We start from the raw sequence: 16,147 nt of genomic DNA on the forward strand, positions 1-16,147 counted from the left end.
ATCCCTCGCGTTTTTGTATTAGCTTACTAGCATCCATATACCTGCGGCTATCATAAATAAGTTTTCACTCAGAGAGATAAAGCCGAGCGGCACATTACTGTCGCCACCAACACAGGCGCATTTCAGATCTCGTTTATCGATATACACAGCCTTAATAACCGATACTGCACCTATACAACCAATAAATAATGAAAATGGGCCAACAGCTAAGGCAGGTAATTCAGCTACCATACCTATCGCTACATACGCCTCAATAAACGGGTATACATAAGCGTAGGGCACAATACGCATCGCTAGTAAGTCATAGGTAATAAATGAGTTAGAAAAGCTGTATAAGTCTTGTAGCTTTTGTATCGCTAATACCGCCATTGATACTGCAACGAACAGCATCAGGTTTTGCAAAGAGAATAAAGCCTCACCGCTGGCATAAGTAAAACCGCAGCTGAGTAGCATAGCGACCGCAAAAATGGCTAATACAGGCGTGTAACTGGTGCCCTGTTGGCCAGCCTTAGGTAGATTATAAAAGTCGCGCAAATCATCGTAACCACCAATGCGTTTATCATTGATAAAGGTTTGTGGTGTGGTTTTTACATCATGCTGCTGTTTGAATTCGTCAGTTTGCTCACGGCTGGTTAAGTGACGATCGTCAACATCGTAACCATGTCGCTCTAATAAATCTTTTGATTTTAAACCGAACGGGCAAATATGCTCATCGGTCACCATGCGGTATAAAATTGCAGACTTAGACACAGTGCCTCCTTGTAAAAATGCCTTGAGTACTGCGTAAAAGTTGCTTAATTACACAGTAAACAAGGGCAAATTGTTGCTATAACTGGTTACTTTATTAACAGTTACAAGGTTTGTGCCAGCACTGTTTATTGCTTGGTTATGGTTAAAATAGCATCCATTACTGGGTCTACACCTGCAAAGTAGTCTTTTGCAGAAAGCGTAATTGGCATATCGGGCGCTAACCAAATACGATGGTCTTCAGCTCTGCTTTGCTGGTGGAATTGGCTCGAAATAAGGCCTGTTTGTTTACTGTATGGTAGGTTAAACCAGCCTGCTTCACCTGCCACGTTAGGGCGGGTGCCTGATGGTTCACCTACAAAAATTGCTGGCACTATATTGGTAATCTTAACTGCTAGATCATGGCCTGCCGAAAATGTATTTCGGCCAATTAATATAAATAACTTTCCTTGTGGCTTTAATACTTTAAAAAATGCGGCCGTTGCTACCAAAGGTGGGGTGAGCGAGCCATTACCACCACTGTTATGGCGAAGGTCTAGCACCATATGCTCAATGTCATCGTGTTTGATTTGTGCTTGTAGCTGCATAGCAAATTCAGCAAGGGTGAGATCTTTGCTATTACGTACATCATTGAATTGTACATACAGTAATTTATTCGCTTTTATTTGTTCGCTCCAAAACGGTGTGTTGTTTTTCGCTAAGTATCTAAGCGTAGGGTGTTCAGCAAGTTTTGGTAACTTAGGAAAACCTGCAAATTGCATTGGCTTGAGCGCTGGTGTAACTGTGGTGAGAGCGCCTTTTGGCGAGCTGAGCGTGAGCGTTACCTCGTTACCTTTGCTAATGCCAAGCCCGTTTAGTACATCAAGCAAACTTAAATAATATGGTCCCAGCCAAAGGGTTTGCATTTCATTATCGCGAGCATTAACACGTTTAGTTAACTCAAGAGCTTGCTGGGCTGGTGTATCGGCAAATGCCTCAACTTTATGGCCAACATATTGCTGGTAATCGCTACTTACTTTGGTGATGTATAAGCCGTCACTAAATTGATAAAACTGAAATGGTAGTTGCTGAAAGTTGCCTTTTTCACCCCATGCTGGGATCAATAGATTATGACCATTGCCAAGTAACGCAATTAGCTCCATAAACTGAAAAACAATTTGCTGATCAGTCAGATCAGGAATCGATTTATCAATCTCAGCTACTTTTTCTGCAAACTGTTGTGAGCTCATGTTTTGATACATTGCCACGTGTAAACGTTTAATCTCTGAAACTAAAAATGCTAAATCGGCGCGCCATTTTTGATCTCGATTGAGCTCAGTATTTAAATCATTACCTGCAAGTGATTTGTAACTGGCTGATTGCGCAAAGCGTTCAAAGTGAGGATTAGTACCAGATTTAAATAAGCTGGTGCCAGCAAGTGTTGGGCGGTCATCCCATCTTGCTGCCAGTGCTTTTTTAAGCCAATATTCTGCTTGCTGTTGGTTGTTAAGCTCTGCGTATGCTTCTGCAATTTTCACCATTAAATCGTTAGGGTTACTGGCCCCATTAGGAATGCCTTTTAAGCTAGTCCCTATTGCAAGTGCGCGTTGCAAAGCATTGCTGGCATTTTGATAATCAGCCAATTGAAAATAACTGAGACCAAGTAAATACCAAGTATCGCCATCATTTTGATATTCATTAATGAGCTGTTTTGTGAGTTTATTCACCAGAGCCCAGTTTTGTTGTTTAGCTAATTCTATAGCCGTTGTTTTCGATTGAAAGTAAGCGATTGGGTCGCTTGCACCAACACGACTTGGTTGCACTTTTAAGGCTTGATTTGTTACCTCTAAAGAGTGATTCGTTGCTAAAGCAAAGCTCGAAAAGCTTATTAATAGGCACAATGTTAGTAGTAAAAAATAGGACTTGTACATCTGGAGTCTCAAAGCTGTTTTTTGTTTAAATTAGCGTTAGGGCTGTAAAAAAGCGTCCTAAAACAGGATTTAGGACGTTTTTTGTCTGTTTTATGAGCAGATTTTTAGTGTTTGCTTCTTAAATTGACTCGGCGTTAATCCCGTTTCTTTTTTAAACACCGCATTAAAAGTCGATTTAGAATTAAAGCCAGCTTGAAATGCCAGCTCTATCAGGCTGAGTTTTTGAGATGAGTCTTGCTCTATTTCGCGTTTAACATCATTCACTCTATGCTGGTTGATGTACTCACAAAAGTTGTTCCCCGTTGTGCTGTTAATAGCCCAAGATATTTCTTTACTACCGAGCCCAGTTTGATTTGCTAAGTCGTTTAGTGACAGCCTAGGTTGTCGATAAAGCGATTCATTAATAATCAAGTTATCAATGGTTGATAAAATTTGCTGCGCAAGTTGCTCGTCAGACGAATCAGTTTGTTCAGCTTCGGGTTCTTCAGGCAATGTGACTGGCTCGAATTGAAAGCTATTTTTGATGGTGTGAAACAACAAAAAGCTAAACATTAGCAGTAACAGTATTTCGTTTAATAAATACCAGTGCATCTTTAAATCGAGCGGCGTGATTGGTTGCACATTCATACGCAGCAAATCGAATACGACAATAATGGCAAAAATAAATAATGCTTTGATCAGCCACTTTAATTTAAGGCTCTCAGCATCTGAGCGCGCATGCATAAGTTGTTTGTGGTAGCCCTTTAAAGTGCCATAAGCAAAGTAGAAGTAGCCAAGTTGACTGAGCGAACCGAGTAAAATGATCTCCTGCGTGTAGTGGGTAAAGGCCAAGGAAATAGCCGCAGGAATTAAGTGAACCGCGTAGTGTGATGTTATAAAGGGCTGCTTACCTGTAATCGACAAGGTAAAAAAGTAAATCATAGGCCCATACAGTAATGTAAATGCCGGTGTGATTAAGTAATCAGAAAGGCCTAACCCTTCTAACAGGTTAAAGGCGCATACACAGCCTTGAAATACAAATAGCAGCACCAAGGAACGACTTTGTTTTTGGCTATTAATTAATAATGCACCAAATAACATTTGGAACAGAAAGATACTCTGTGCAAGGTGTACAGGGAATAAAGTGATTGATTGCAAAGTAGTTTACGTTCTTATTCTTTTAACTGAGTTTAACAACTCATCATCACTTTGTAATCATAGGCATAAAAAAACCTTGTGGCAGCACCACAAGGTTTTAATTTAGCTTAAAGCTAATCTTATCTCATCGTCACAAACTCTTCTGAGCCTGTTGGGTGAATAGCCACAACAGCATCAAAGTCTGCTTTTGTTGCGCCCATTTTCATGGCAACCGCAAAACCTTGGATCATTTCATCAACTGTGAAGCCAATGCCGTGTAAGCCAACAACTTTTTCGTCTTCTCCAGCACACACCAGCATCATGTTACAAGCTTGGCGGTGCTGAGTAACCGCTGTGTACATTGCTGCAAAGCTTGATTTATAAACCTTGACGTTTTCAGCACCATATTGCGAAATCGCTTCTTGTTCTGTTAAACCAATCGTGCCAATAGGCGGGTGGCTGAATACCACCGTTGGTACTAGCTCGTAATCCATTTTTAAATCATCAGGCAATTCTTTATTGAATAAGCGCTCTGATAAAATACGACCTGCTTTAACGGCTACTGGCGTAAGTTCAATACCGTTTTCGATGATATCACCTACTGCATAGACGTTTTCAGCTGTAGTGTTTTGGAATTCGTCTACTTTTACGTAACCGCTTTCGTTCACTTCAACACCTGCTGCCGCAAGGTTGATCTTGTCAGTTGTTGGTGTACGGCCAATTGCCCAAATAACTTCATCAACGTTTTGGCTGTGACCATTTTCAAAGTGAATTGTTAAGCTACCATCGCTTTCTTTAACTACTTCTTTTGGAGTGCAATCAGTGTGAAGCGTAGGGCCTTCTTTAGCCATAATATCGACAAGCGTATCAATAATGTACGGGTCAAAAGTACGTAGCGGTTTGTTTTTACGAACAAACAGGTGGGTTTCTGTGCCAAGGCTATGAAGTACACCAGCGATTTCAACGGCAATGTAACCTGCACCAACCACAGCAACACGTTTAGGTTGTGCGTCTAGCTCGAAGAAGCCGTTTGAATCAATACCAAGCTCAGCGCCAGGGATGTTAGGAATAGTAGGACGACCACCAACAGCAACAAGGATATGATCTGCTGTGTAAAGTTCACCGTCAACTTCAACTGTTTTGTTATCAACAAACTTAGCAAAGCCATTGATCACAGTCACACCATTGCTAGATAAGTACTTGTTGTAACCTTGGTGAATACGACCAATATACGCTTCGCGGCTTTCAACTAATTTAGCCCAGCTAAAACCTTTTAACTCAACATCAAAGCCGTAATCAGGTGCATATGCGTTAATAGCTTCAGCGATTTGTGCGCCGTGCCACATAACTTTCTTTGGAACACAACCGACATTTACACAAGTGCCACCCATGTGTTTTGCTTCAATAAGAGCGACTTTTGCGCCACGCATTGCTGCACGGTTTGCAGAGGCAATACCGCCACTACCACCACCAATTGCAATGTAATCAAAATGCTGAGCCATAGTTTGTCCTCAAAAATAGATAATTTTTTATTAATTAATCGATTTAGTAATAACTTGATAATAGCATAATAAAGACCAAGGTTAAGCCCCTTGTATTTCATCAATTCGCCCCAACTTCAAAATCATCTTCGCATAAAATTTGAGAACAAAAATGACAATTGCAGAAAATAACCCACTCATTGGTTTAGAAGGGCTTCCGCCGTTTTCTAAAATTGAACCTGTACACGTAGTGCCAGCAGTAAAAGCGGCAATTGCTGAGTGCCGCGCTAAAATCGATGAGGTACTGGCAACCAAATCATACACATGGAATGATTTAGTACTTCCGCTTGAGGAAGCTGATGACAAGTTATCACGCCTATTTTCACCGGTATCACACATGAATTCAGTCGTTAACAGTGATGAGTTACGTGAAGCCTATGAGCAATGTTTGCCATTGTTATCTGAGTATTCAACGTTTGTTGGTCAGCACCAAGGTTTGTACGATGCTTACAACACACTTCATAATAGCGATGAATTTAAATCATTAACGATTGCCCAACAAAAAACCATTACTAATGCATTACGTGATTTTGAGCTGTCAGGGATTGCTTTAAAACCTGAACAACAAAAACGTTATGGCGAAATCAGTGCGCGTTTATCTGAGCTGGCTTCTAAGTTTGGTAACAATGTTATGGATGCTACACTTGCTTGGCAAAAACACATTACTGATGAAAGTGAACTGGCTGGCTTACCTGAGTCTGCTTTAGCACTTGGTGCTGATACCGCACAAAGTAAAGAGCTAGAAGGTTGGGTGTTTACTTTAGACTTTCCATCTTACTTACCTATTATGACCTACGCAGATAACCGCGAGTTACGTGAAGAGTTTTACACTGCGTTTGTGACCCGTGCCTCTGATCAAGGCCCTAATGCTGGTGAATTTGATAACTCTGCCATTATGAGCGAAGAGCTTGCACTGCGTCATGAGCTTGCCGAGTTGCTTGGCTTTAGCAGCTACGCTGACATGTCACTGGCAACTAAAATGGCAGAAACGCCTGAGCAAGTTTTCTCATTCTTAGAAGATTTAGCTGATAAGTCTAAACCGCAAGCTGAGCAAGAGCTTGCTGAGCTAACAGCTTATGCAAAAGACAAGCACGGTGTGACGGAACTTGCTGCATGGGACTACGCTTATTATGGCGAAAAACTTAAGCAAGAGAAGTATGCGATTTCTGATGAAGTACTGCGCCCATATTTCCCAGCCAATAAAGTATTAAGTGGCTTATTCACTACAGTAAATCGTTTATTTGGCATTAGTGTTAAAGAAGTAACAGAGTTTGATACTTATCACCCTGATGTACGTTTCTTCGAAATTTACGATAGCAGCAATACCTTACGTGGTCGCTTTTATCTTGATTTATACGCCCGCGATCGCAAACGCGGAGGTGCGTGGATGGATGACTGCATGGGTCGTAAAGTACGTGCTAACGGCGAATTACAAACCCCTGTTGCCTACTTAGTGTGTAACTTTAATAAAGCAGTGGGTGATAAGCCCGCCTTGTTTACTCATAATGAAGTGACAACTTTATTCCATGAGTTTGGTCATGGTATTCACCATATGTTGACGCAAGTTGATGCTGCGCCGGTTGCAGGTATTAACGGTGTTGCATGGGATGCGGTTGAGTTACCAAGTCAGTTCCTTGAAAACTGGTGTTACGAAGAAGAAGCGCTGAGCTTTATTTCGGGTCACTATGAAACAGGTGAACCGTTACCAAAAGAGTTATTAGATAAACTCCTTGCGGCGAAGAACTTCCAATCAGGTATGCAAATGCTGCGTCAGCTAGAGTTCTCGTTGTTTGACTTTACTATTCACCATACTTACAAAGCGGGTGAGCCATGTAATATTCAAGCAACACTTGACGAGGTGCGCAGTAAAACTGCTGTTGTTAAAGCGCCAGCGTTTAACCGTTTTCAGCATGGCTTTAGCCATATTTTTGCGGGTGGTTATAGCGCAGGTTATTACTCTTATAAGTGGGCTGAAGTGCTCTCGGCTGATGCGTTTTCTAAGTTTGAAGAAGAAGGTATCTTTAACCCTGCAACGGGCGAAGCTTTCTTAAAGAACATTTTAGAGAAAGGGGGTAGTGAAGAGCCTATGGAGTTATTTAAAAAGTTCCGAGGACGCGAACCGCAAGTCGATGCACTACTAAGACATAGCGGCATTGCTGCATAATAATTTTTGTTGATTTAAAGCGCCGTAAGGCGCTTTTTTTATTAATATTTCTTCGCAAAATTACGCTCTCGTACTATTCTTCTTAAAAAAGAGTTTATAGGAATTAAGCATGTCAAAACTGGTATTAGCCATTGATGATGATAAATATATCCATCATGTGATTGAGGAATCGCTATCGGGCTTTTGCACACTGATCCATGCTAAAAATGGCGACGAAGGATTAAGACAGGCGTTAAAGTACAACCCTGACATCATCTTACTTGATATCGAAATGCCGGGTAAAACGGGCTTTGAGGTATGTAACGAATTAAAAGCCAACCCGCAAACAAAAGACACGCCTGTGATGTTTTTGTCGGGTAAAGCTGATTTACCTGACCGTGTAAAAGGTTATAACGCAGGTGCAGCTGATTACATTGTAAAACCATTTAATGCTGAAGAGCTCATGGCACGTATTCGCGTGTTATATCAATATCGTCAGCACTCTAAAAAGCTTAAAAGTGATGTAGAGCGAGCGCAAATCACTGCCGAAATCGCGATGACAGATTCAGGCGATATGGGTCGTATAATGCGCTACGTTGGGCAGAGCTATCATGCACACGATATCAAAGCGTTATCTGAGCATATGTTTGAGTTTTTTAATCCGATGGAGCTCGATGTAGTGCTGGCGTTTTGGTATCAAGATATTGGCGTATTTTGTAGTGCTGAGGGCGGAGTGTGTCCACTAGAGCAAGAGTTACTCGAAAAACACCGTGATGCAAATCGCTTTGTTGACTTTAGCCATCGCACAATTATTAATTACCCTAAAGTGTCGATGCTGGTTAAAAACATGCCACTTGATGATGCCCAGCTTTATGGCCGTTATAAAGATTTATTTCCGCATATTCTTGAAGTGACTAACGCTAAAGTACAAGACATGGAAAACAATGAGCGGGCACTGACTCAGGCGCAGCAAATAGGTAACTCGTTTAATGAGTTATCTGATCAAATGTACCAAAACAGTGATTCGCGCGAACATGCTGTAGAGAAATTTGCCGCCCAACTTGATGAGCTAAACAAGTCTATTGAGCAAAGTGGTTTATCGGGCAGCGACGAAGTCGCATTTCACTTGCAGCAATTAAAACAAACTCAGCTGATATTTACCTCACTGAATGAAGACTTAGCGTTTATAAAGTTTCAGCTAAAGCATATTATCGAATCGCGTAGTGAACTTTTAGCTAGCTTACAAAAAATGGCTGAACCGAGTGAGACCGAAGATGTCACTTCACAAACGGATATCGAGCTATTTTAAGCCATGCTATACTGGCGCCGAATAATTTAGCTCGGAGTTTTGCGTGGTAATTCATTGTCCTTTTAAAGAAATGCGTCCTTATTTAGATGCCATCGAACAGCGTTTTGGTTTGGCTAAGTGGGCTGAGCAGAATGTTGGCTTTTCGCTTCATTATGACGATCAGGGTCTCAGCTTAAAGAAAAAGGACGAGCCAAAACTTGGTGCTATCCATGTTGATTTTGTAACTGGTGCTGCAGCCCATCGACGCAAGTTTGGTGGTGGTAAAGGGCAGGCTATCGCAAAAGCGGTTGGCTTAAACAAAGGTGCCACGCCAGTGGTGCTTGATGCCACTGCAGGCCTTGGCCGCGATGGCTTTGTACTGGCATCACTAGGCTGTAAAGTGATTTTGCATGAACGCCACCCTGTTGTTGCTGCACTATTATTTGACGGCCTAGAACGCGCCTATAACGATGCTGAAATTGGCCCTTGGATGAAAGAAAACATGAGCCTAGTGTTTGGCTCAAGCCACACTTTACTGGCGCAGTGCAGCGATACACCAGATGTTGTGTACTTAGATCCTATGTTTCCTCATCGTGAAAAGTCAGCCCTTGTTAAAAAAGAAATGCGAGTATTCCAAGAGCTTGTGGGCGGAGACAACGATGCCGATGATCTTCTTGATTTTGCTTATCCGCTTGCTAGTAAACGAGTAGTCGTAAAGCGCCCAGATTACGCCCCATTTCTAAATGATAAAACCCCGAGTATGCAAATCAAAACTAAAAAGAACCGCTTTGATGTGTATGTGAAGGCTGCAATGGTTTAATACCATTAATCCGCAATAATACTTAATCATTTTGAGGGATTAAACCTACCGCTACCAGCGTTAAAAATTTTTCATTAAGAGCAACTTAATAACGAAATTTTTGCCTTGTAATCGACGAGGTTTTATTGCCTCAAAATAGAGCCCTTAATTAAGCGAATTGGTATTTATGTAACCCTTTTAGCTTAGTTTGATTCGTTTTTACCTGTTATTTTTTACGGTTTACATCAAATTGTCATAAAAGGTTAATATTCTACGCGCGTAACGTTACTTGGGAATATCGTTTATGCGCGTGTCATCATTTACTCGGCTATTGGCCGTTTTACTCACTCTCGCTAGTATTTTACTGGCAGCAACCCTGTTCTGGGCTAGTCAAACTTTACTCGGTTTAGAGCAGCAAGATAACGCTTATAATAAGCTTAAAAACACCATCATTATTGATTTAAAAAGTTACCTTGATGATTATTTAGAGCAAGGTGACAGCCAACACTTAAATAAAGCCTCAACGCTAATAAGCGATGTTAAAAAGCAGCATTTAACTGAGCTACCTAATGACTTGGCGGGCCAACTAAATAGCCAACTGACGGCGCTCGATAAAGACATTAATGGTAAGTATCGTGCTTTAGGTAAGCTATCGGGTAACGAAATGGCGCTGCTCGATAACTCGTTAAGGCAAATGGCAGGTTCGGCCTCATCGTTAATTGGCTATGCAAGCAAAGCCGAGCCGCAAACAGTGCTTGCACTTGAGTATTATCAACTTGCTGCTGACTACTACAGCGAAGTTACATCACTCGCTTTGTATACATACAAGTTAGTGCTTAACTATGATCAAGACACTAAAAATAGCCTCAATCAAAGTGTTGAAAACCTAAATGACCTTGCTGCTAAAATAGATAGACTCGAAAACCTAGGTGTTATGAGCGAAGTGGATGAAGACGCTTTGTTTTTTGGTGAAGAAGCTGAAGACTTAGCCGGTGATATTAAAGCTGAACTAAGTAGCTGGCCTAAACGTTTCCCACGTGATTTAGCATCCACTCTTGAGCAAGCTGAGCAACGTCAAACTGGCATGCAAGCACTTCGAGAACAGATTGAAGCCCTATCTGCGACGGTGCTTGGTGCTGAGCAACAGTTAAAAGATGAACAAAGTAATCTTAAGCAACAAGTGTTTATCGTGTTCTGTGTGGCTATTAGCATGCTGGTGGTTTTAGCGGCGGGTGTTTACTTTGTACAGCGTAACCAAGTGCTTAACCCATTGCGCCAATTACGTGATGGTTTTGCTTTCTTAATTGAAAGTAATGAGCTTAAAAACATCGAGAGTAAAAACCCGAAAACCGAAATAGGTGAAATTGCCCATTACTTTAATCAACTGATTGAGCGTCAGCGTGGTGAGGCAGAAGAACGAGCACAAATGCTGAAGGTTATTAATGACTTTATGCTAGAGATGAGCGAGCACTTACATACCATTGCTCAGCAAACAGATGCCAGTCATTCTCAGGTTGAACAAAACCAAGGTTTACTTTCTGATATTCAACACATTGGTGAGCAGGTCAATAATATTAATGGTCAAGTTGCTGATAACGCCAAACAAACTTTTGGTGCGATGGAGCAGAGCCTAGGCTTTGCCGACAGCATGTTAACCGCAAGCTCTCGCACTGAAGAGCGCGTTGAGCAAGGTCTTGATAGCTTAAAAGAGCTATTAAAAGGGGTTGATGACGTTGGCCAAGTTATTGAGGTGATCAAAAACATTGCTGAACAAACAAATCTATTGGCACTGAATGCAGCGATTGAGTCGGCTCGTGCCGGTGAACATGGTCGAGGTTTTGCGGTTGTAGCGGACGAAGTCCGAAAACTTGCCAGACAAACACAAGGTTCACTTGATGATATTAATAGTCAGCTAAACCGCTTAAGTGAAAATTCAACCATGGTATCAGAGCAAATTAGTGCGTTGGCTAATGATGCCGAGCTGCAAACACAAAATGCCCAAGAGCTTAAACGTAACTCAGAAGGCGTAGCTGACAACGCGCAAGATGCCAATAAAGTCGCGTTTGATGCTATGGAGCTTGCTAAGCAGCAAAATGCTTTACTAGAAAACTTTAGCCAATCAATGCAAAGCATGAAGGGGCAAGTAAGCGAGTCGAACTCACTGGTTAGTGATATTCAGCTGCGCCTACAAGAGCAAATGCACACTATTAAATCCAGCTTAGGTTTATAACACTTCAAAGGGCGAACAATGTTTTGCATTGTTTCCCCTTAAATCATGCGGTATTCAATTTTTTGGGTATATACTCTGTACTCTTATTTTCTTTCAAGGAATCACGATGATCGAACAAGGCCAAACTTTACCTGCAGCAACCCTTAGCGAATTAACTAGTGAAGGTATGCAAACCTTATCAACAGAGGCATTATTTGCAGATAAAAAAGTGGTGTTATTTGCCGTGCCTGGCGCATTTACACCAACCTGTTCTAATGCTCACTTACCAGAATTTATCACCTTAGCTGATAAAATTACTGCCAAAGGCGTTGATGCAATTTACTGTGTATCGGTAAACGATGCATTTGTAATGAAAGCATGGGGTGAAGCGCACAATGCTGAGCACATTCGTATGTTGGCTGATGGTGATGCCAGCTTTACTAAAGCACTTGGTTTAGATAAAGATACGGCAAGTTTTGGTGGTGTGCGCTCAAAGCGTTACGCGATGATCGTTGAAAACCAAATAGTAACAGGGCTTTTTGTTGAACAAGATAAAGATTTTGTTGTGAGCCGCGCTGAAGCTGTGCTAGAAAAACTTTGATAGTAATTCGTGCTTAATTAAGTAAATACAAAAAAGCCGGACGTAAGTCCGGCTGAAAGTCCCAGGGGGGAACTGGGGAGATCAACTATTAAGGTTGATACTGTGCATCCAATGTCACACCAGAGAAAGTCTTGTAAGCATTTAAGCTTAAGTGCCAAGTACCTGCTTGTGGGTTACTGAATGTACATGTTTCTGCGTTACCGTTTTTGTACGGACGACAGTCATAGCTTGATGACGTTGGTTGGCTACCAAACTTAACGAATAAGTCAGCATCACCCGAGCCACCAGAAGTCGTTACTGTGAAGCTTGCCATACCTGCTGGTACTTCTAATGTGTAATGTTTCCACTGACCTGCACTTGCCGAGATATCAGTCACTGTGCCGCCACCTGCTTGTGGTGAACCTGAGCCTGAACCTCCGCCTGATACAGTTAAATCACCCACTAAGCTAACACCTGAGTAGGCAGAATAACCATTCAGCATTACATGGTAAGTACCTGCTGTTGGGTTATCGATAGAACATACTTCATTGTTACCGCCTTTGTATGGACGACAATCATAGGTTGACGTTGTTGGTGCGCTACCTGCACGAACGTAAAGGTCAGCATCACCTGTACCGCCACTCATAGTGAAAGTTACGTTAGTAGCTCCACTAGGTACTTCCATTGTGTAGAAAGTTTGGCTGCTAGCAGAGCCACTTAAACCTGTTAGTGCTTGACCATCTTCTAACACATTCCCCGTTGGTGGTGGCGGAGTTGTACCTGATGCCGCTGCAACTGCTGCTGCCGCATCCACAATACCTGTCCCACAGCTAGTACATGTTGCTGGGAAAGAACGGGTTGTTGATTTTAAAATGTTTTCGATTTCATCAGGCGTTGCTGAAGGTTTAGCTTGCTTGATTAGCGCAGCGACACCCGCAACATGTGGTGCTGCCATCGATGTACCTTGCGAGTAGTGATATGAATCGCTGCTTGGGCCTGTTGAGCCTGAGTTGTGAGTTGATAACACACCTTCAGAATCATTAGCAAAGCTTTGCGCGCCACCCGGTGCTGCAACATCAATGTTGCTACCGTAGTTTGAGTAGTATGCACGACCACCGTTACGACCTACTGATGCAACGTTTACTACGCCATTACAGTTACCTGGGTTGTAGTTTGCAGAGTTATCGTTGTCATTACCTGCTGCGATAACGACTACAGTGCCGTTGTTACGGGCTTGGTTAATTGCATTTTGTGTTGTAGAGCTACATGAGCCGCTACCGCCTAAACTCATGTTAATAACATCAGCAGGGTTAGCATTTGCTGGTACACCAGAAACTGAACCACCTGAAGCCCAGATAATACCGTCAGCGATATCAGATGTTAAACCACCACATTTACCAAGTACACGAACAGGAACTACTTTCGCATCGTAAGCAACACCTGCAACACCTTCACCGTTGTTAGTAACAGCTGCAACTGTACCGGCAACGTGCGTACCGTGCCAGCTAGAGTCTTGAGCACCGTGTGTGTAACCACACTCGTTAGCACTGATTGCATCACCTGGATCGCGAGCATCGCTATCACGACCGCCCCCATCGTTTGCTACAGACACGTTAGAGATCATGTCATAGCCCTGAAGGATGTTTGCGTTTAGATCAATATGAGGACGGTAACCTGTATCAAGTACCGCAACTACCACACCGCTACCTGTTGCTGTATCCCAAGCTGTAGGAAGGTTTAAACCACCTGCTTGCTCGTAGTAGTGCCATTGGTCGTCATAACGAGGGTCGTTAGGCGTTGCAAATGGCTTTAACATTTGGTCAATTTCGATGTATTCAACATTACCTGTTGCAAGCACCTCTTGCATGAACTCTTGTGCTTCTTGAGCAGAAAGTTTTTTATCAGCACGCATTACGTGGTGATTATTCATCGCCATTGCACGAACATATTGTGCTTTTACTTTACCTTTCTTACTGGTGAAGTTTTTAACAAAGCCTTTTGCTTTTTTGTTCATCATAGTTGGCGATTGTTCTGCTGCCGACATAGTCATCATTTCATCATTGTTATTTTTATATTTGATGATGAATTGCGTACCAAAGCCTTCTTGACCTTGTAATTTTGCTGCAGTTTCCTGCATAGATGGCGACATAAGTTGGTTTGGAGTAGCCATTGCTGCTGTTGTCCCAAACAACGCAGTCAAGCTCAGTGCAATTGCGCACTTCTTCAAGTTGTTGTTAGTTGTCATAATGATCCCTAGATTGTTATGTAAATCTTCACGGTATTTTTCGCGAAGGGGGACAAAGGTAAAATAAATGTAAATTTAGTTAAAATATCGTTTTATTATGGTTGTCTCTATTTTGGTTATAACCGAATGTATAGACGTCTAAATCAGTCTTTTTATGGTGTTTTTTAATACTTTTCTCATAATAAAGTTATAAATTTTTAGTTTTGAGTTTTTACTTTATTTCGTTTTTTGGTTTTATCTTTTTTGTAAAAACACCGTACTGTTAACACTGCAGCGAAAATAACTTGTTATAATCAGCTAAATTTTTTTAGTGAGTATGAGTAATGACCCAAGTAGACGTAATTGTGATTGGCGCCGGTGCCGCAGGTTTGATGTGTGCTGCACAAGCAGGCTACCGTGGTCGCAATGTTACTGTGCTTGATATGGGCAAAAAGCCGGGCCGTAAAATATTAATCAGCGGCGGTGGTCGTTGTAACTTCACCAATGAAAACGCAAGCCCAGACAATTACTTGTGTGGCAATCCTCACTTTGTAAAATCGTGTTTAAGCCGTTATACCCAACATGACTTTATTGAGCTGGTGGACCGTCACGGTTTGGCTTATCACCATAAAACGCTGGGCCAGTTATTCTGCGATAACAGCGCACAAGATATCGTCGATATTCTTTTAACTGAGTGCGAGTGGGCGGGAGTTAACATAGCGCTGCGTAACGAAGTACTCAGTGTGACCAAAACAGATGCTGGTTATGAAGTTATTACCGAGCAAGACAGCTATCAATGCGAGTCGTTAGTTGTTGCATCCGGTGGGTTAACCATGCCTAAGCTCGGTGCATCACCAATTGGTTATAAAATTGCAGATCAATTTGGTTTAACAGTGTTACCAACCATGGCGGCATTAGTGCCATTTACTTTGCACCAGCACGATAAAGATCGCTTTGAAGGTTTATCGGGGATCAGTATTCCTTGTCTGGTTAGCAGTGAAGATGGCACCCAGTTCAAAGAGAACATCCTGTTTACTCACCGTGGCCTTTCGGGCCCAGCGATTTTGCAAATCAGCTCTTTTTGGCGTGCAGGGCAAACTGTGTACATCAACTTGTTACCCGAGCTCGATTTGAAACAGCAGCTTGAGCAGTGGCGTCAAAGCCAAGGGCAAAAGTCACTAAAAAATACTCTTGCGACAATTTTACCAAAACGTTTTGTTGAAATGCTGCACGACACCAAGGCTATTCCAGATTGCAATGTAAACCAGCTAAGCCATGCGCAGATCGACGCGTTACATGACTACGTTCATAATTGGCAAATTAAACCTAACGGCACAGAGGGTTATAGAACCGCCGAAGTAACGCTTGGCGGTGTAGACACCGACGAGTTAAGCTCAAAAACCTTCGAAGCGAAAAAGTCACAGGGCCTTTATTTCATCGGCGAAGTAACCGATGTCACCGGCTGGCTAGGCGGCTACAACTTCCAATATGCTTGGAGCTGCGGCTTTGCAGCAGGGCAGTATTGTTGATTTGAGTTGCTAGCTGTTAGTTGCTAGGGGAAAGACATTACTGGCTAGGAGCCAGGAGCTA

The 16,147-nt window shown here is 42.2% G+C and carries 11 protein-coding genes; 6 read left to right on the forward strand and 5 right to left on the reverse strand.

Going from position 1 to position 16,147, the window contains the following annotated elements:
- Positions 1 to 18 precede the first annotated feature (18 nt).
- The 4 genes from J8Z25_RS02520 to gorA form a co-directional block, all read right to left on the reverse strand.
- Positions 19 to 750: a MauE/DoxX family redox-associated membrane protein gene (locus J8Z25_RS02520; protein ID WP_250661625.1), complete on the reverse strand. Its 732-nt coding sequence runs from the start codon at positions 748 to 750 to the stop codon at positions 19 to 21.
- Between the two features lie 125 nt (positions 751 to 875).
- On the reverse strand, positions 876 to 2,549 hold the full coding sequence (locus J8Z25_RS02525; RefSeq protein ID WP_250661626.1) for a hypothetical protein: 1,674 nt from the start codon (positions 2,547 to 2,549) through the stop codon (positions 876 to 878).
- Positions 2,550 to 2,747: 198 nt separating this feature from the next.
- Positions 2,748 to 3,794: a helix-turn-helix domain-containing protein gene (locus J8Z25_RS02530; protein WP_250661627.1), complete on the reverse strand. Its 1,047-nt coding sequence runs from the start codon at positions 3,792 to 3,794 to the stop codon at positions 2,748 to 2,750.
- A gap of 119 nt (positions 3,795 to 3,913) precedes the next feature.
- On the reverse strand, positions 3,914 to 5,275 hold the full coding sequence (gene gorA / locus J8Z25_RS02535) for a glutathione-disulfide reductase (RefSeq protein WP_167658706.1): 1,362 nt from the start codon (positions 5,273 to 5,275) through the stop codon (positions 3,914 to 3,916).
- A 151-nt stretch (positions 5,276 to 5,426) separates the two neighbouring features.
- Between gorA and prlC the strand changes: the two genes are divergently transcribed.
- From prlC to J8Z25_RS02560, 5 genes are all read left to right on the forward strand, one after another.
- The gene (gene prlC, locus J8Z25_RS02540; protein ID WP_178926562.1) at positions 5,427 to 7,478 is read left to right on the forward strand and encodes an oligopeptidase A; all 2,052 of its coding nucleotides are present in this window, start codon (positions 5,427 to 5,429) and stop codon (positions 7,476 to 7,478) included.
- Positions 7,479 to 7,587: 109 nt separating this feature from the next.
- Positions 7,588 to 8,766 (forward strand): response regulator, encoded by a 1,179-nt coding sequence (locus tag J8Z25_RS02545; RefSeq protein ID WP_250661628.1) that lies wholly within the window; start codon positions 7,588 to 7,590, stop codon positions 8,764 to 8,766.
- Between the two features lie 43 nt (positions 8,767 to 8,809).
- Positions 8,810 to 9,565 carry a class I SAM-dependent methyltransferase gene (locus J8Z25_RS02550; RefSeq protein WP_167658703.1) on the forward strand — a complete coding sequence of 252 codons (756 nt, stop codon included), beginning with the start codon at positions 8,810 to 8,812 and terminating at the stop codon, positions 9,563 to 9,565.
- A gap of 283 nt (positions 9,566 to 9,848) precedes the next feature.
- Positions 9,849 to 11,774: a methyl-accepting chemotaxis protein gene (locus tag J8Z25_RS02555; protein WP_250661629.1), complete on the forward strand. Its 1,926-nt coding sequence runs from the start codon at positions 9,849 to 9,851 to the stop codon at positions 11,772 to 11,774.
- Positions 11,775 to 11,880: 106 nt separating this feature from the next.
- Positions 11,881 to 12,354: a peroxiredoxin gene (locus J8Z25_RS02560; protein ID WP_250661630.1), complete on the forward strand. Its 474-nt coding sequence runs from the start codon at positions 11,881 to 11,883 to the stop codon at positions 12,352 to 12,354.
- Between the two features lie 88 nt (positions 12,355 to 12,442).
- Here the strand turns inward: J8Z25_RS02560 and J8Z25_RS02565 are convergent, their stop codons facing one another.
- The gene (locus J8Z25_RS02565; RefSeq protein WP_167658700.1) at positions 12,443 to 14,578 is read right to left on the reverse strand and encodes a S8 family peptidase; all 2,136 of its coding nucleotides are present in this window, start codon (positions 14,576 to 14,578) and stop codon (positions 12,443 to 12,445) included.
- 323 nt (positions 14,579 to 14,901) lie between these two features.
- Here J8Z25_RS02565 and J8Z25_RS02570 point away from each other — a divergent pair, with 323 nt between their 5' ends.
- Entirely contained in the window at positions 14,902 to 16,086 is a 1,185-nt protein-coding gene (locus J8Z25_RS02570; RefSeq protein WP_250661631.1) for a BaiN/RdsA family NAD(P)/FAD-dependent oxidoreductase, read from the forward strand.
- The last annotated feature ends 61 nt before the right edge of the window (positions 16,087 to 16,147 follow it).

The organism is Pseudoalteromonas sp. SCSIO 43101, assembly GCF_023650775.1.
Classification (GTDB): Bacteria; Pseudomonadota; Gammaproteobacteria; order Enterobacterales; family Alteromonadaceae; genus Pseudoalteromonas; species Pseudoalteromonas apostichopi.